The 17620-nt window shown below is 59.4% G+C and carries 13 protein-coding genes; 6 read left to right on the forward strand and 7 right to left on the reverse strand.

Features of this window, described 5'->3' with window-relative positions:
* Positions 1–7: 7 nt before the first annotated feature.
* Together ACJBF3_RS02045 and ACJBF3_RS02050 are read right to left on the reverse strand one after the other, a co-directional pair.
* A complete protein-coding gene (locus tag ACJBF3_RS02045) occupies positions 8–457 on the reverse strand; it encodes a DUF2919 domain-containing protein (RefSeq protein WP_045325900.1) in 450 nt (149 codons plus the stop codon).
* Entirely contained in the window at positions 444–869 is a 426-nt protein-coding gene (locus ACJBF3_RS02050; RefSeq protein WP_032643505.1) for a GNAT family acetyltransferase, read from the reverse strand. The genes ACJBF3_RS02045 and ACJBF3_RS02050 overlap by 14 nt, the downstream gene beginning before the upstream one ends.
* A 212-nt stretch (positions 870–1081) precedes the next feature.
* Between ACJBF3_RS02050 and amiA the strand changes: the two genes are divergently transcribed.
* On the forward strand, positions 1082–1957 hold the full coding sequence (gene amiA, locus ACJBF3_RS02055) for an N-acetylmuramoyl-L-alanine amidase AmiA (protein ID WP_045325904.1): 876 nt from the start codon (positions 1082–1084) through the stop codon (positions 1955–1957).
* Complete coding sequence (gene hemF / locus ACJBF3_RS02060; protein WP_045325905.1) at positions 1957–2856, forward strand: oxygen-dependent coproporphyrinogen oxidase; 900 nt, start codon at positions 1957–1959, stop codon at positions 2854–2856. The genes amiA and hemF overlap by 1 nt, the downstream gene beginning before the upstream one ends.
* A 79-nt stretch (positions 2857–2935) precedes the next feature.
* On the opposite strand, the gene maeB is transcribed toward hemF, so the two are convergent.
* On the reverse strand, positions 2936–5215 hold the full coding sequence (gene maeB / locus ACJBF3_RS02065) for an NADP-dependent oxaloacetate-decarboxylating malate dehydrogenase (protein ID WP_045325907.1): 2280 nt from the start codon (positions 5213–5215) through the stop codon (positions 2936–2938).
* 289 nt (positions 5216–5504) lie between these two features.
* Here maeB and tal point away from each other — a divergent pair, with 289 nt between their 5' ends.
* Both tal and tkt read left to right on the forward strand, forming a co-directional pair.
* Positions 5505–6455, forward strand: a complete 951-nt coding sequence (gene tal / locus ACJBF3_RS02070; RefSeq protein ID WP_045325910.1) for a transaldolase — start codon at positions 5505–5507, stop codon at positions 6453–6455.
* 19 nt (positions 6456–6474) lie between these two features.
* Positions 6475–8463 (forward strand): transketolase, encoded by a 1989-nt coding sequence (gene tkt, locus ACJBF3_RS02075; RefSeq protein WP_045325912.1) that lies wholly within the window; start codon positions 6475–6477, stop codon positions 8461–8463.
* A gap of 94 nt (positions 8464–8557) precedes the next feature.
* On the opposite strand, the gene ACJBF3_RS02080 is transcribed toward tkt, so the two are convergent.
* The 3 genes from ACJBF3_RS02080 to aegA all read right to left on the reverse strand — a co-directional run bounded on the left by ACJBF3_RS02080 (position 8558) and on the right by aegA (position 12339).
* A complete protein-coding gene (locus ACJBF3_RS02080) occupies positions 8558–9601 on the reverse strand; it encodes a DUF1176 domain-containing protein (protein WP_045325914.1) in 1044 nt (347 codons plus the stop codon).
* A 101-nt stretch (positions 9602–9702) separates the two neighbouring features.
* Complete coding sequence (gene nudK / locus ACJBF3_RS02085) at positions 9703–10296, reverse strand: GDP-mannose pyrophosphatase NudK (RefSeq protein WP_045325915.1); 594 nt, start codon at positions 10294–10296, stop codon at positions 9703–9705.
* A gap of 66 nt (positions 10297–10362) precedes the next feature.
* Positions 10363–12339: a formate-dependent uric acid utilization protein AegA gene (gene aegA / locus ACJBF3_RS02090; RefSeq protein WP_045355380.1), complete on the reverse strand. Its 1977-nt coding sequence runs from the start codon at positions 12337–12339 to the stop codon at positions 10363–10365.
* Between the two features lie 152 nt (positions 12340–12491).
* Between aegA and narQ the strand changes: the two genes are divergently transcribed.
* The gene (gene narQ / locus ACJBF3_RS02095; RefSeq protein WP_047716482.1) at positions 12492–14186 is read left to right on the forward strand and encodes a nitrate/nitrite two-component system sensor histidine kinase NarQ; all 1695 of its coding nucleotides are present in this window, start codon (positions 12492–12494) and stop codon (positions 14184–14186) included.
* Between the two features lie 142 nt (positions 14187–14328).
* Positions 14329–17442, forward strand: coding sequence for a multidrug efflux RND transporter permease AcrD (gene acrD, locus ACJBF3_RS02100; RefSeq protein ID WP_045325918.1), 3114 nt, complete (start codon positions 14329–14331; stop codon positions 17440–17442).
* 109 nt (positions 17443–17551) lie between these two features.
* Here acrD and ypfM read toward each other — a convergent pair whose 3' ends face one another.
* Entirely contained in the window at positions 17552–17611 is a 60-nt protein-coding gene (ypfM, locus tag ACJBF3_RS02105; protein WP_015572204.1) for a protein YpfM, read from the reverse strand.
* Between the last annotated feature and the right edge of the window lie 9 nt (positions 17612–17620).

Raw genomic sequence — 17620 nt, forward strand, 5'->3', positions numbered from 1 at the left:
TGCCGGATTAATCATCCTGATGCCTAAAACAGGCGCGAAGACGGGGATTCGTGAGCAGCCAGAGCAGCGCCACGATATCCGCCACCACCAGCGCGATACCGATGCCCGTTAGCGGTTCACCGTACCACCAAAGCACAGGCTGCCAGAACAGTAGCGCAATCTGGGCAAGGATGAGCAGCCAGCGAAGTGCCCCCCAAAAGCGTGGAATCAGATGCCGCCGTCCGCTGACCAAAAAAGCCAGTACGGCGGGAATGCCCGGCAGCAAACCGATCCAGAAAGCATCGTGGTCGGGATAGAAGAGATTCAGCAGCGTGTCGCCCTGCCCGCGCGACGCGCCGGCCATCACAAACAGCACCCAGGTCCGCGCCTGCAGCAGCAGAACGCACCAGAATAAAAAAGGCAACCTGACGCGGCCCTGCGCGTCATAGTCGGCCGGATGGATCTCAGTACTCTTCATCTTCGATTAGACGCTTTCCTAAACTCAGCACGTCAGCGTGCTCGTAGCCCAGACGCTCATACATGCCCAGCACCACGTCATTATCTTCCCGCACCATGATCTGGATTTTCGGGCAGCCGCGGGCGATCAGCTTCTTCTCGAGCCGGTTGAGCAGCGCATTGGCGATGCCGCGGCCACGGTATTCCGGGTGGACGCCCAGATAATAGGCCGAGCCGCGGTGGCCGTCGTAACCGCCCATGACCGTCCCCACCACTTCTCCATTCACTTCCGCGACCAGAAACAGACTGACGTCGTGATTCACCTTACGTTCGATATCCATTTCCGGATCGTTCCACGGACGCAGCAGATCGCAGCGCTCCCAAAGGGTGATCACCTCTTCGAAATCTTCCTGGCGAAAAACGCGTATCTCCATGGTATTAACCGCCTTTTCGGGTTTAAAAACAGTGATTATGGCGTGAACCACGCCTTTAGCCAATAACCGGGGAAAATCTCGCCAAAATTTGGCATAATGTCACTTTGTCACGTATTGAAATGAAAAGTAAAACAATTCTCAATATGGACTGTCGTAACGGGAAACACGATACGATATAACACCAGGACCCCTTTTTTTAGTATTCAGGCCGCATGAGCACATTCAAACCATTAAAAGCACTCACATCGCGTCGTCAGGTTCTCAAAGCGGGGCTGGCGGCCTTAACGTTAACGGGTATCGCAAAGCAGGCTCAGGCGAAAGACGAGAGCACGCTTAAAACCAGTAACGGACACAGCAAACCGAAAACCAAAAAGCCGGGCGCGAAGCGTCTGGTGATGCTCGACCCGGGCCACGGCGGCATTGATACCGGCGCCATCGGCAAAAACGGGTCAAAAGAAAAACACGTCGTACTGGCGATTGCAAAAAATGTGCGGGCGATTTTACGCAGCAACGGCATTGACGCCCGCCTGACGCGCTCTGGCGACACCTTTATTCCGCTATATGACCGCGTCGAGATCGCCCACCAGCACGGGGCAGATCTGTTTATGTCGATTCACGCCGACGGCTTTACCAACCCGTCTGCGGCAGGAGCCTCGGTGTTTGCGCTCTCGAACCGCGGCGCCAGTAGCGCCATGGCTAAATACCTCTCCGACCGCGAAAACCGGGCGGATGAGGTCGCCGGGAAGAAAGCCACGGACAAAGACCACCTGCTCCAGCAGGTGCTGTTCGACCTCGTGCAGACGGATACGATCAAAAACAGCCTGACGCTCGGCTCGCACATTCTGAAGAAGATTAAGCCGGTGCATCGTCTGCACAGTAAAGGCACCGAGCAGGCGGCGTTTGTGGTGCTGAAGTCACCGTCCATCCCGTCGGTGCTGGTGGAAACCTCGTTCATTACCAACCCGGAAGAGGAGCGGCTCCTCGGCACCGCGGCGTTTCGTCAGAAAATCGCCAACGCCATCGCCTCCGGCATTATCAGTTACTTTAACTGGTTCGATAACCAAAAAGCGCACTCCAGGAAACGTTGATGAAACCCGATGCTCAACTGGTCAAAACCTTCCTGCTGCAGCTGCAGGATGAGATTTGCCAGAAACTTGCCACCACAGACGGCGGCGAATTTCAGGAAGATACCTGGCAGCGCGAAGCCGGCGGCGGCGGACGCAGCCGCGTGCTGCGAAACGGCGGCATCTTTGAACAGGCGGGCGTGAATTTTTCCCACGTTCACGGTGATGCGATGCCCGCGTCTGCGACGGCACATCGTCCTGAACTCGCGGGCCGCAGCTTCGAAGCGATGGGCGTTTCGCTGGTGGTGCATCCGCACAACCCGTTTGTGCCGACCAGCCACGCCAACGTGCGCTTTTTTATTGCGGAAAAGCCGGGAGCCGATCCGGTCTGGTGGTTCGGCGGCGGTTTCGACTTAACGCCCTACTACGGTTTCGAAGAGGATGCCGTACACTGGCATACCACCGCGCGGGAGATTTGCCAGCCGTTTGGCGAAGACGTCTACCCGAAATTTAAAAAGTGGTGCGACGACTACTTTTATCTGAAGCACCGCGACGAGCAGCGCGGCATCGGCGGGCTGTTCTTCGACGATCTCAACGCACCTGATTTTGATACCGCGTTCAGCTTTATGCGCGCGGTGGGCGAAGGCTATACCGACGCCTATCTGCCCATCGTCGAGCGCCGGAAAAACACAGACTACGGCGTGCGCGAGCGCGAGTTCCAGCTTTACCGCCGGGGGCGCTACGTGGAGTTCAACCTGGTGTGGGATCGCGGGACGCTGTTCGGCCTGCAGACCGGCGGGCGCACGGAGTCGATTCTAATGTCGATGCCGCCGCTGGTGCGCTGGGAGTACTGCTACGAGCCAAAAGAAGGCAGCCCGGAGGCTGCCTTGAGTGAGTTTCTGAAAGTTCGCGACTGGGTGTAACTGCCGGATGGCGCTGCGCTTATCCGGCCTACAAAACCCGTAGGTCGGGTAAGCGAAGGCGCCACCCGACACGCGGCGATTACAGCGGCTGCGTCTGCGCCTCTACCACCGCCAGCGCCACCATATTCACGATGCGGCGCACGGAGGCAATCGGCGTTAACACATGCACCGGTTTTGCCACGCCCATCAGCACCGGCCCCACGGTCACCCCTTCTGAACTGGAGACGCGCAGCAGGTTATAGCTGATACGCGCCGCTTCCACGTTCGGCATAATCAGAATGTTCGCCGATCCCTTCAGCGGGCTGTCCGGCATACGTTCGTTACGGATGCTCTCGACCAGCGCGGCATCGCCGTGCATTTCCCCGTCAATCATCAGCTCCGGCGCACGCTCGCGCACCAGCTCAAGCGTCTGGCGCATTTTGCACGCCGCCGCGGATTTAGACGAACCAAAGTTGGAGTGCGACAGCAGCGCCACCTTCGGCTCAATACCAAAGCGACGCACGGTTTCTGCCGCCATCACGGTGATCTCCGCCAGCTCGTCCGGGGAGGGATCGTCGTTAACGTAGGTATCGGCGATAAAGGTGTTGCCGCTTGGCAGCAGCAGGGCATTCATCGCCCCGGCGGTATGGACCCCGTCACGATAGCCGAAGATCTCCTGCACCACGCTGAAGTGCTCGTGGTAATCGCCGATGGTGCCGCAGATCAGCGCATCCGCCTCGCCGCGATGCACCATGATCGCGCCGATCACCGTGGTGTTGCTGATGACCGCTTTCTGCGCCTGCTCCTGGGTGATCCCGCGACGCTTCATGATCGCGTAGTATTCGCTCCAGTACTCCTTGAAGCGCGGATCCGATTCGTTGTTGACGATCTCGAAGTCGACGCCCGGCTTAATCTGCAGGCCCAGTTTCTGAATGCGCATCTCGATGACGCTCGGACGACCAATCAGGATCGGCTTCGCCAGGCCCAGGCTCACCAGCTCCTGGGTAGCGTGCAGCACGCGCGCCTCTTCCCCTTCCGCCAGCACCACGCGCTTCGCGTCGGCGCGCGCCTGGGAGAAGATCGGCTTCATAAACAGGTTGGTCTTGTAGACGAACTCGGTGAGCTTATCGACGTAGGCGTCGAAATCCTCAATCGGACGCGTCGCGACGCCGGAGTCCATCGCCGCTTTGGCTACCGCTGGCGCGATCTTCACGATCAGACGCGGGTCGAACGGTTTTGGAATGATGTAGTCCGGGCCAAAGCTCAGATCCTGATCGCCGTAGGCGGAGGCAACCACTTCGCTCTGCTCCGCGTGCGCCAGCTCCGCGATGGCGTGTACGGCGGCAAGCTTCATCTCTTCGTTGATTGCCGTGGCGCCGACGTCCAGCGCGCCGCGGAAGATGAACGGGAAGCAGAGCACGTTGTTGACCTGGTTCGGGTAGTCGGAACGGCCGGTACAGATAATGGCGTCTTCACGCACCGCTTTCGCCAGCGGCGGCAGGATTTCCGGTTCCGGGTTCGCCAGGGCCAGGATCATCGGCGCGCGCGCCATCTTCTTCACCATCTCCTGGGTCAGCACTTTCGGACCCGAGCAGCCGAGGAAGATATCCGCACCCTCGATCACGTCCTCAAGCGTGCGCTTGCCGTCGTCCTCCACCGCATACGCCGCTTTGGTTTCCGCCATGTTCGGCTCGCGGTCTTTGTAGATAACGCCCTTGGAATCGCAAACCACGATGTTGTGTTTCTGCATCCCCAGCGCCACCAGCAGGTTCATACAGGCGATGGCCGCGGCGCCTGCGCCAGAAACCACCATGCGCACGTCGGAGAGATTTTTCTCTACCACGCGCAGGCCGTTCAGAATCGCGGCGGTGCTGATAATCGCGGTCCCGTGCTGGTCGTCATGGAACACGGGAATGTTCATACGCTCGCGCAGCTTCTGCTCGATATAGAAACATTCCGGCGCTTTGATGTCTTCCAGGTTAATCCCCCCGAAGGTCGGCTCCAGCGCGGCCACCACGTTGATGAATTTGTCAGGATCGAGTTCGTCCACCTCGATATCAAACACGTCGATTCCGGCGAATTTCTTGAACAGCACCCCCTTCCCTTCCATCACCGGCTTACCGGCCAGCGCGCCGATGTTGCCCAGCCCCAGCACCGCCGTGCCGTTAGAGATCACCGCGACCAGGTTGCCGCGCGCGGTGTATTTGTAGGCCGCCAGCGGATCTTTTTCGATTTCCAGACACGGGGCCGCCACGCCCGGCGAATAGGCCAGCGCCAGATCGCGCTGGGTTGCCAGCGGCTTGGTTGGGGAGACCTGAATTTTGCCCGGAACGGGGAACTCGTGAAAATCGAGGGCACTCTGTTTCAACTGCTCATCCATCTTATTTTTCCTTTCACGTATCGGTCAAAAGGGTGACGTAAGCGATCCTGATGCACACCCTGGTGTGCCGCCTAGTATCGCCTCAGGCCGCCTCCTAAACTTTGAAGGCTGCCAAACTCTCACCATCACACATTAAAAATTGTTATCAATTTATAACAGCCATGTTACCCGTCTCAAAAGCAATGCCTCCCCCGTCTGCTATGCTTTTTTGTTAAGTCCATCATGATTTTTCCAGAAGTGTGAACTAACGCACTCATCTAACTCTTTTATTTCCAAGGAGTAATCTTTTATGAACCAGCTAGACGGCATCAAACAATTCACCACCGTGGTGGCAGACAGCGGCGATATCGAGTCGATTCGCCACTATCAGCCGGAGGATGCGACCACTAACCCTTCGCTCCTGCTCAAGGCGGCAGGGCTTGCCCATTTTAGCCATCTGATTGATGACGCGATTGCCTACGGTAAACAGCGCGGGAAAACGCAGGAGCAGCAGGTGGCCGAAGCCAGCGACAAGCTGGCGGTTAATTTTGGTGCGGAAATTCTTAAAAGCATTCCGGGACGCGTCTCGACCGAAGTCGATGCCCGCCTCTCGTTCGACAAAGAAAAGAGCATTAACAAGGCGCGTCGTCTGGTAGAACTCTACCAGGAGCAGGGGATCGATAAATCACGCATTCTGATTAAGCTCGCATCGACGTGGGAAGGCATCCGCGCGGCTGAGGTGCTGGAGAAAGAGGGGATCCACTGCAACCTGACGCTGCTGTTTTCGTTTGCCCAGGCGCGCGCCTGCGCCGAAGCGGGCGTGTTCCTCGTCTCGCCGTTTGTCGGGCGCATCTACGACTGGTATCAGGCAAAACAGCCGATGGATCCGTACGTGGTGGATGAAGATCCGGGCGTGAAGTCGGTCCGTAATATCTACGACTACTACAAACAGCACCGCTACGAAACCATCGTGATGGGGGCTAGCTTTCGCCGTACAGAACAGATCCTCGCCCTGGCAGGCTGCGACCGCCTGACCATCTCCCCTAACCTGCTCCAGGAGCTACAGGACAAAGAAGAGACGGTGATCCGCAAGCTGGTGCCGACCTCCACCGTGCTGCCAAAACCGAAAGCCATGACCGAAGCGGAGTTCCGCTGGGAGCACAATCAGGACGCGATGGCCGTGGATAAACTGGCGGAAGGCATTCGCCTGTTCGCCGTCGACCAGCGCAAACTTGAAGACCTTCTCGCCGCCAAACTTTAACCTTGCCACGGAGTGAACTATGTCCCGTAAAGAGCTAGCCAATGCCATTCGCGCCCTCAGCATGGATGCCGTGCAGAAAGCCAATTCCGGCCACCCCGGCGCGCCGATGGGCATGGCGGATATTGCCGAAGTGCTGTGGAACGACTTTCTGAAGCACAACCCCAATGACCCGACGTGGTACGACCGTGACCGCTTTATTCTCTCTAACGGCCACGCCTCCATGCTGCTCTACAGCCTGCTGCACCTGTCCGGCTACGACCTGCCGCTTGAGGAGCTGAAAAACTTCCGCCAGCTGCACTCCAAAACGCCGGGCCACCCGGAAATCGGCTATACGCCGGGCGTAGAAACTACCACCGGGCCGCTGGGTCAGGGGCTGGCGAATGCGGTCGGGCTGGCGATAGCCGAACGCACGCTGGCGGCGCAGTTTAACCAGCCGGACCACGAGATTGTCGATCACTATACCTACGTGTTTATGGGTGACGGCTGCCTGATGGAGGGGATCTCCCACGAGGTCTGCTCCCTGGCAGGCACCCTGGGGCTGGGCAAGCTGATTGGCTTCTACGATCGCAACGGCATCTCCATCGACGGCGAGACCGAAGGCTGGTTTACCGACGACACGGCAAAACGCTTCGAGGCCTACCACTGGCACGTGGTGCACGAGATTGACGGCCACGATCCGGAGGCGGTGAAAAAAGCGATTCAGGAAGCGCAGAGCGTGAAGGACAAACCGTCCCTGATTATCTGCCGCACGGTGATCGGCTTCGGCTCGCCGAACAAGGCGGGCAAAGAGGAGGCGCACGGCGCGGCGCTGGGTGACGAAGAAGTGGCGCTGACCCGGCAGAAGCTGGGCTGGAAATACCCGCCGTTTGAGATCCCGAAAGAGATCTACAGAGCCTGGGATGCCCGTGAAGACGGTGAGAAAGCCCAGCACGCCTGGAACGAAAAATTTGCCGCCTACAAAAAAGCGCACCCGGATCTCGCAGCCGAGTTTTCCCGCCGCATGAGCGGCGGCCTGCCGGAAGACTGGGACGATAAAACCCAGGCGCTGATTGAGAACCTGCAGTCCAACCCGGCGAAAATCGCCACCCGAAAGGCATCGCAAAACACCCTGAACGCCATCGGCCCTCTCCTGCCCGAACTGCTCGGCGGCTCGGCGGACCTGGCGCCCAGCAACCTGACCATCTGGTCCGGCTCAAAATCGCTGAAAGAGGACATTGCCGGGAACTACATCCACTACGGCGTGCGCGAGTTTGGGATGACCGCGATTGCTAACGGCATCGCCCACCACGGCGGCTTCGTGCCCTACACCGCCACCTTCCTGATGTTCGTCGAGTATGCCCGCAACGCGGCGCGCATGGCGGCGCTGATGAAGGCCCGGCAGATCATGGTCTATACCCATGACTCCATCGGGCTGGGTGAAGATGGCCCGACGCACCAGGCGGTGGAACAGCTGGCAAGCCTGCGCTTAACGCCCAACTTCAGCACCTGGCGGCCGTGCGATCAGGTGGAAGCGGCGGTCGGCTGGAAGCTGGCGGTGGAACGCCACAACGGCCCGACGGCGCTGATTCTGTCGCGCCAGAACCTGGCGCAGATTGAGCGTACCCCGGAGCAGGTGAAAAACATCGCCCGCGGCGGCTACATTCTGAAAGACAGCGGCGGCAAGCCGGACGTGATCCTGATTGCGACCGGGTCCGAGGTGGAAATCACGGTAAAAGCGGCGGAAAAACTGACCGCCGAAGGCCACGCGGTGCGCGTGGTGTCCCTGCCTTCAACGGATATTTTTGACGCCCAGGACGAGGCGTACCGGGAATCGGTCCTGCCGTCCAACGTCGCGGCGCGCGTGGCGGTTGAAGCCGGTATTGCCGACTACTGGTACAAGTACGTCGGGCTGAAAGGGGCGATTGTCGGCATGCGGGGCTACGGCGAGTCCGCCCCGGCCGATAAGCTGTTCCCGTATTTCGGCTTTACCGTTGAGAACGTGGTTGAGAAGGCGTTGAGCGTGATCTAGTGCGCTCTGCTTGCCGGGTGGCGCTGTCGCTTACCCGGCCTACAAAACCTATGAATCGTAGGCCGGGTAAGGCAAAGCCGCCACCCGGCAAAAACTACCGCGTGATCCACAGCGTAGGCCAGGCATCTGGCCCGTTCCAGCTGTCGCAGCTCGGCTCCTCGGCGTAGCGCACCAGGCGGAACCGCTGGCCATCAAAACGCCAGCGCGTCTGGATCCCGCAATCGCCGATACCACGCCCCAGCGCGAGCGTTGTCAGCTCGCGCGTCTTCTCATCGAAGCTGGCATTCATCAATTCCATTTCGCTGTCGCCGCTTGACGGCGTAAACGGCAGCCGCAGCCTGACGCTGCGCGCGGTGAACGGTTTCTTACGTGACACCAGCCACGCCAGATCGACCGTGTTGTAGGCCCCCGCCTCGCAGCTCACAATCAGCAGCGCCTTCTCATCGGTTAACGCGGTGACGCGTACTTCCCGGCGGTTAGGATCCAGCGAGCACTGGCTGCTGTTCATCCGTCCGGTACCGTAGTCCAGCAGGTCGTTCAGTTCGGCGTGGTAAAGCGGTGTCGGGGTAGGGTTAACGACCGCCACCTTTTTCAGGGCGGGTGCAGGCGGTACGCTTAACGGCGGATCGTCACCTTTCCTGATCCACGCGGTTTCGCTGCCGACGCGCTTCTGCTGCGCATCAATAAACAGCAGCGCGGCCTTAAGCCCGCTCAGTGAAATCACCTGCTTACCGCCGCTCAGGGTCAGAGCCTTCCCTTCCTGGATATTTTTCAGAAAGGCGGTGATGGTGGCCGCATCGTCCGTTTTCAGATGCCAGGACGTAAGCTGCCAGCGCTGCTTGTCGAGCTTAAGGGGAACATTATCCAGCAGCAGCCGGGGGGCAATCTCCGGCTCTTTGACCGAGGGCGTATCAAGACCGCCGAGATCGATTCGCAGCGTGGCATCCGTTTTCGCCCCGGCGCTGCGGGTGAGCGTCATGACCAGACCACGGTGCTCGCCCGTGTTGCGGGCAAGGCAAAAGTTCTGGTTATTGCAGGTCACCTGCCAGTCAGAAAAGGCTTGCTGCGCGGGTGCAGCCCGCACCTGCGGCGCGAGGAACACCCAAAACAGGGAAAACAAAAAGACGCTGTAGCGCATGAATAACACAATCCCGGAACGAAAACGCGTAACTGGGCAGTATCTTCGTGTTACCGCCGGGGTTGCTCAATCGGATTTATCAGATATCCCCGAAAAACAGGCTATTTCCGTTCGAAAGTGGCATTCATTAACCCGGTCGTCTGTAAATACTGCAGTAATATCACCGCTTTACCATCCCTGATTTCACCTGAACGCACCATCTCCAGCGCGCGGGTAAAGGGCAGCTCCAGCACTTCGATATCTTCATCCTCTACGCCACCGCCCCGGTGAGTGCGCTGCGCGTCGCTGTATTCCGCAATGAAGAAATGCACAATTTCCGTCACGCCGCCCGGAGACATAAACAGCTCGAAAACCTTTTTGACCTCGCCCACTTCGAAGCCCGTCTCTTCGACGGCCTCTTTGCGGATGCAGACTTCCGGCTCATCGTCATCGAGCAGGCCCGCGCAGGTTTCAATCAGACGTCCGTCAGGGTTGCCGTTAACCCATGTCGCCACCCTGAACTGGCGGATCAGCACCACGCTCTGCTTTTCACGGTTATAGAGCAGAATCGTTGCCCCGTTGCCGCGGTCATAGACCTCGCGCCTGTGGCGGATCACTTCACCGTTATTACGCGTAAGATCGTAGGTGATGTTACGCAGGACAAAGTAGTTTTCAGAAAGAATTTTGTCTTTGATAACGTCAATTTTCAGGGTCATACGGGCTCCACGACACAATGAGTCGCTCTATACTACGCCGTGAATCCCGCTTTGTCGCCCGCCGGTTTAATGGGGTTTTGCTGCGTTAACGCCCAGCCAGTCGAGTATGCCTTGCGCCGCATGACGCCCTTCCGCCATTGCGGTCACCACCAGATCCGCCCCGCGTACCGCATCGCCTCCGGCGAAGATTTTAGGGTTAGTCGTCTGGTATCGGTAGCGGCTCTCGACCGAGGCAACGATCCGCCCCCGGTCATCCGTTTCGACGCCCTGGGCCTGCAGCCACGGCATCGCGTGCGGGTTAAAACCAAACGCCATGATGACCGCATCCGCCGCCATCACAAACTCGCTGCCCGCGACGGGAACGGGCCTACGCCGCCCCTGCGCATCCGGCTCGCCGAGCTCGGTGCGCAGCATCCGGATACCGTTGGCCTTTCCGTTCGGATCCCGCGTCACCTCAACCGGCTGGACGTTAAATTCAAACGCCGCGCCCTCCTCTCTGGCATTCTTCACCTCTTTCTTCGAGCCCGGCATGTTGGCCTCGTCCCGACGATAGGCGCAGGTCACCTTCGCCGCGCCGTGGCGTAACGCGGTGCGGACGCAGTCCATCGCGGTATCGCCCCCGCCGAGCACCAACACGTTTAAGCCGCGGGTGTCGATGAACGGTTCGCTGGCGGTCGCCGCCAGCCCCATCACATGCCGCGTATTGCCGACCAGGAAAGGCAGCGCGTCATAGACCCCGGGCGCGTCTTCATGCGGGATACCCGCCTTCATCGAGCGGTAGGTTCCCACGCCGATGAACAGGGCATCGTAATCGCGCGTTAACTGCAACATCGACACGTCCTTGCCCACCACGCAGTTCAGCTCGAAGCGGATCCCCATCCCGGTAAATATCTCCCTGCGCCGCGCGAGCAGCGATTTATCCAGCTTGAATGCCGGGATGCCAAAGGTCAGCAGTCCGCCAATCTCCGGATGCCGGTCGTAGACCGTGACGCTCACGCCGCTGCGCGCCAGCACGTCGGCGCACGCCAGCCCGGCCGGCCCCGCGCCGACGATCGCGACGCGTTTTTCTGTCGGCGTAACGGCGGACATGTCCGGCCGCCAGCCCATCGCCAGCGCCCGATCGGCAATATAGCGCTCGATGTTGCCGATGGTCACGGATCCCGCCACATCACGTAATGTGCAGGCGCCCTCGCATAATCGGTCCTGCGGACAGACGCGGCCGGTAATTTCAGGTAAACAGTTGGTCTGGTGCGAAAGCTCGACCGCGCCGGTGATATCCCCCGCCTTGAGGCGATCAATCCACTGCGGGATGTGGTTGTGCAGCGGGCAGGTCCATTCGCAGATGCTGTGCTCTCCGCATTTCAGGCAGCGCGATGCCTCGCGGGCGGCCTGCTCGTCGCGGAACGGCAGGTAAATTTCGTTAAAATGGCCCACGCGCTCGGCGGCAGCGCGTTTGTCAGGCTCGCCGCGTGGCGCCGTCGCCTGCATTTGCTGCCGTTTGCTGCGGGGCGCGTCATCTTCGACGGCCTGCGCATGCCAGGGCTGCGCCTCCAGGCAGGCCGTGCGCTGTCGGCGCGATTTCGTCAAGCGATCGAGGGCGGCAGGCGTCGCCAGGGAGAGGACATCTGCCGGGCAATTTTCGATACAGGCCGGGCCCTGTGGCCGCGTCAGACAGAGATCGCATTTATTCGCCGAGGCCTTCACGCTGCCGTTGTCGAGCGGGGTGACGATAATTTCCAGCGTGCCGAATGGACAGGCCACCGCGCAGGCCTTACAGCCGATGCATTTTTGTTGATTCACCTGTACGCTGTCATCGCATTTGCTGATGGCGCCGTTCGGGCAGCTTTGCGCGCAAGGGGCATTTTCGCAGTGATGACACGTGACGGGGCTGCTCTTATCGCCGGATCTCAGGACCGTGATACGGGGATGAAAATGGCGCTCGCTCAGGACGTGCTGCTCATCGTTGTGCGCCATCACGCAGGCCACTTCGCAGGCGCGACACCCTATGCACTGCTGGCTGTTAGCCATAATAAAACGATTCATAACCACACCTGTTTTTGGTTCAATAACCTTTCTCTTTATAAGAGTATGGTATTTACGCATCACGGTGCGATCGGGCAATGTTCAAATGCCCGCAACGCGCAATTATTTCCAGTGAACCTGTGGCAGATCAATTTTATTCAGAGAGCCGTTCTGTGACCGTTAAACGACCCGTTTCCGGAAGCCTTGCCTGGGCTTTCTTTTCGATTATTGTCTTATCCGTGCTGACCAGCACCGTCGCGCTGCTGACGCTTGCCAGCAGCCAGCGTGACGCCGAAGCCATTAATATCGCGGGTTCGCTGCGTATGCAGAGCTATCGTCTGGGCTACGAGATGCAGCGCAACAGCCCTTCCCTTGCGGCGCATCGCGAGAGCTGGCAGCAGACGCTGAGCGCGCCTGCCCTGCAGAAGCTGAACCGCTGGTATGTCCCGGACAATGTTAAAGCGCGCTACCAGCAGCTGCACGTCGCCTGGCTGGAGATGGATGCGCGCATCGCCCGCGGCGACAGCGCGTGGTACCAAACCCACATTGAGGATTTTGTTGGCCGCATTGATGCCTTTGTGCTCGCTCTCCAGCACTATACCGAACATAAAATTCAGACGGTGACCCTCCTCTCTCTGGCGGGCGCGCTCGGGATCCTGCTGCTGACGCTGTTTACCCTGCGGCGCATCCGCCGCCAGGTGGTGCTCCCGCTGAACAACCTGGTGGCGGCCAGCGAGCGGATTGAGCGAGGAGATTTTGCCACCCCGGCGCCGGATAGCGCCCTGCCGAACGAGCTGGGCCAGCTTTCACGCGCCTTCAACCACATGTCCGCCGAGCTGGCGACGCTCTACCGTTCGCTTGAAGCTTCGGTCGCGGAAAAGACGCGCCATTTGCATGAAGCCCACCAGCAGCTCGACATGCTGTTCAAATGCTCTCAGGCGCTGAATACCGGCCAGATCGACAGCCACTGCTTCCGGCATATACTGCAGATTGTCCATGACTATACGCAGATGAGTTATCTGGAACTGCGCACCAGCGACGACTGGCGAGTGTGTGAAGGGACTGCGTCAAACGACATCCCGCTGCAAAACCTGCCGGTACTGATGCAGGACACGCTCTACGGCGAGCTGCGCTGGCAGAGCGAGGCGGATAGCGTCCCCCTACCGCTGATGCGAAGCGTGGCGACCATGCTCGGGCGCGGGCTGTACTTTAACCAGGCGCAAAAGCATTACCAGCAGCTGCTCTTAATGGAAGAGCGCGCCACCATCGCCCGCGAGCTGCACGATTCGCTGGCGCAGGTGCTGTCGTATCTGCGCATTCAGCTTGCCCTGCTCAGGCGCGCCGTGCCGGAGGAAAATAGTCCGGCGCAGACCATCATCGCCGACTTCTCCCGCGAGCTGAACAATGCCTGGCAGCAGCTGCGCGAGCTGCTTACCACCTTCCGCCTGACGCTGAACCACGCGAACTTACCCGCGGCGCTGCAGGAGTCCCTCGACGTGCTGCAGAGCCAGACGCGGGCTAAGCTGCATCTCGACTGCCGACTCTCCTCGCTGGCGCTTGATGCGCAAAAGCAGGTGCATTTACTGCAGATCGTGCGTGAGGCCGTGCTGAATGCCATTAAGCACGCCCAGGCCAGCGAGATCGCCGTCAGCTGCGTTACCGCGGCGGACGGCACGCACAGCGTCAGCATTCGCGACAACGGCATCGGGATTGGCGAGGCCAGCGAGCCGCCGGGGCACTACGGGCTCAATATTATGCGCGAACGCGCACAGCGGCTGGGGGGAGCGCTACACTTTTCCCAACCGCAAAACGGCGGCACTCTGGTCAGCGTGACGTTCCCGGTACCTGCACCGTTAACGGGTAAATAACGGTAAAGGGGCACGCGCAGGGAAAAGCGCATGATAATTTACATTATCTCCTTTATTTCTCCACGTTTGACCTGGGCCTTAACGCTAAAGTTAGGCGGGCAATTAACAATAATGACGTGCAGCAAAACGAGGTCACTTTTTCATGGCGAATTTCTTCATCGATCGCCCCATTTTTGCCTGGGTGCTTGCCATCCTGTTGTGTCTGACAGGCGTCCTGGCCATTACTTCACTTCCCGTTGAGCAATACCCCGACCTGGCCCCGCCGAACGTGCGCGTCACCGCAAACTATCCCGGCGCGTCTGCGCAGACGCTGGAAAATACCGTGACGCAGGTTATCGAGCAGAACATGACGGGTCTGGATAACCTGATGTACATGTCCTCGCAAAGCAGCGCCACGGGGCAGGCGACGGTCACCCTGAGCTTTACGGCAGGCACCAACCCGGACGAAGCGGTGCAGCAGGTCCAGAACCAGCTGCAGTCGGCCATGCGCAAGCTCCCTCAGGCGGTGCAGAACCAGGGCGTGACCGTGCGTAAAACCGGGGATACCAACATACTGACCATCGCGTTTGTCTCGACGGATGGCTCGATGGATAAACAGGACATTGCGGACTACGTCGCCAGTAACATTCAGGATCCCATCAGCCGCATTAACGGCGTCGGGGATATCGACGCCTACGGTTCACAATACTCTATGCGCATCTGGCTCGACCCGAACAAGCTGAACAGCTACCAGATGACGGCATCCGACGTGACCACTGCCATTAAAGCCCAGAACGCCCAGATTGCCGTAGGGCAACTGGGGGGAACGCCGTCCGTTGATAAGCAAGCCCTGAACGCCACCATTAATTCACAATCCCTGCTCCAGACGCCGGACCAGTTCCGCAACATCACCCTGCGCGTGAATCAGGACGGTTCGGAAGTGCGTCTGGGCGATGTCGCTACCGTGGAAATGGGTGCGGAGAAATATGACTACCTGAGCCGCTTTAACGGCAATCAGGCCTCCGGTCTGGGGATTAAACTGGCCTCCGGCGCAAACGAAATGGCGACGGCGAAGCTGGTGTTAGACCGTCTGGATGAGCTGTCGCAGTATTTCCCGCACGGGCTGGAGTACAAAGTCGCCTATGAAACCACCTCCTTCGTTAAAGCATCGATTGAGGACGTGGTGAAGACTCTGCTGGAAGCGATCGCCCTGGTCTTCCTGGTCATGTACCTGTTCCTGCAAAACTTCCGCGCGACGCTGATCCCGACCATTGCCGTACCTGTCGTGCTGCTGGGGACCTTTGCGGTGCTTTACGCGTTCGGGTACAGCATTAATACCCTGACAATGTTTGCCATGGTGCTGGCGATTGGCCTGCTGGTGGATGATGCCATCGTGGTGGTCGAAAACGTCGAGCGCATCATGAGCGAGGAAGGGCTCTCTCCGCGCCAGGCGACGCGCAAATCGATGGGGCAAATTCAGGGAGCGCTGGTCGGGATTGCGATGGTGCTGTCGGCCGTCTTTATCCCGATGGCCTTCTTTGGCGGCACCACCGGGGCAATTTACCGCCAGTTCTCGATCACCATCGTTTCGGCTATGGTGCTTTCCGTGCTGGTGGCGCTGATCCTCACCCCCGCGCTGTGCGCCACTATTCTGAAACCGCTGCACAAAGGGGAGCAGCACGGGCAAAAAGGCTTCTTCGGCTGGTTTAACCGGATGTTTAACCGCAACGCCGCGCGCTATGAATCTGCCGTTGGCCGCGTGCTGCACCGCAGCCTGCGCTGGATGATGATTTACGTTGTGCTGCTGGGCGGCATGGTCTGGCTGTTTATGCACCTGCCCACCTCGTTCCTGCCGATGGAAGACCGGGGCATGTTCACCACCTCGGTGCAGCTCCCGAGCGGCGCAACGCAGCAGCAGACGCTGAAAGTGGTTCAGAAAGTGGAGCAGTACTTCTTCACTCAAGAGAAAGATAACGTTGTGTCGGTCTTCTCCACCGTCGGCTCCGGCCCGGGCGGAAACGGGCAGAACGTCGCCCGCATGTTCGTCCGCCTGAAGGACTGGGACGAGCGCGATACCCGCACGGGCACCTCGTTTGCCATCATTGAACGCGCGACGAAAGCCTTTGCGCACATTAAAGAAGCGCGCGTCTTTGCCAGCAGCCCGCCCGCGATAAGCGGGCTGGGCAGCTCCGCCGGGTTCGATATGGAGCTGCAGGATCACGCCGGCGCGGGCCACACGGCGCTGATGGCGGCGCGCGATAAGCTGCTGGAGCTGGCCGGAAAAGATTCAGGCCTGACCCGCGTCCGCCATAACGGCCTCGACGACAGCCCGCAGCTCCAGGTGGATATCGATCAGCGCAAGGCGCAGGCGCTGGGCGTCTCGATTAACGATATCAACGACACCCTGCAAACGGCGTGGGGCTCAAGCTATGTGAATGACTTTATGGATCGCGGCCGCGTGAAAAAAGTGTATGTCCAGTCCGCCGCGCCGTTCCGCATGCTGCCGGATGATATTAACCGCTGGTTTGTCAGGAATAACGCTGGCGGCATGGTGCCATTCTCCGCGTTTGCCACCTCGCGCTGGGAGAGCGGTTCGCCGCGCCTCGAGCGCTATAACGGCTACTCGGCGGTTGAAATCGTCGGGGAGGCCGCGCCGGGCGTCAGTACCGGTACCGCCATGGACACCATGGAAAAGCTGGTGCAGCAGCTGCCCGCCGGTTTTGGTCTGGAGTGGACGGCCATGTCTTACCAGGAGCGTCTCTCCGGGGCGCAGGCCCCCGCGCTTTACGCACTCTCTCTGCTGGTGGTCTTCCTCTGCCTTGCCGCCCTGTATGAAAGCTGGTCGGTCCCGTTCTCGGTCATGCTGGTGGTGCCGCTTGGGGTTATCGGCGCCCTGCTGGCGACCTGGATGCGCGGCCTGGAGAACGATGTGTACTTCCAGGTGGGCCTGCTCACCGTGATTGGCCTGTCGGCGAAGAACGCCATCCTGATCGTTGAGTTTGCCAACGAAATGAATGCTAAAGGACACGAGCTGATGGCCGCCACGCTGCACGCCTGCCGTCAGCGCTTACGCCCGATCCTGATGACGTCGCTGGCGTTTGTGTTTGGCGTACTGCCGATGGCAACCAGCACCGGCGCAGGCTCCAGCAGCCAGCATGCCGTCGGCACGGGCGTGATGGGAGGCATGATATCAGCCACCATCCTCGCCCTTTACTTCGTGCCGCTGTTCTTTGTGCTGGTACGTCGCCGCTTCCCGCTAAAGGAGCGACCTGAGTAAGTGGTTGAAATAAAAAAAGGCGGCTTTATGGGCCGCCTTTTTATTGTGTGATTAAGTCACACTATGGTTATTTTACTTATTTTAGTGCTCTTGCAATTCTTACTGAATGTCATTTACGAAGCATGCCTTCGATAAAATCTTTCCAGTTCCCCAGTTCACGTTCAATCATAACAACCTC

The organism is Enterobacter sp. PP-008-ECC_S150 (assembly GCF_045257065.1).
In the GTDB taxonomy this organism is placed as follows: domain Bacteria; phylum Pseudomonadota; class Gammaproteobacteria; order Enterobacterales; family Enterobacteriaceae; genus Enterobacter; species Enterobacter chengduensis.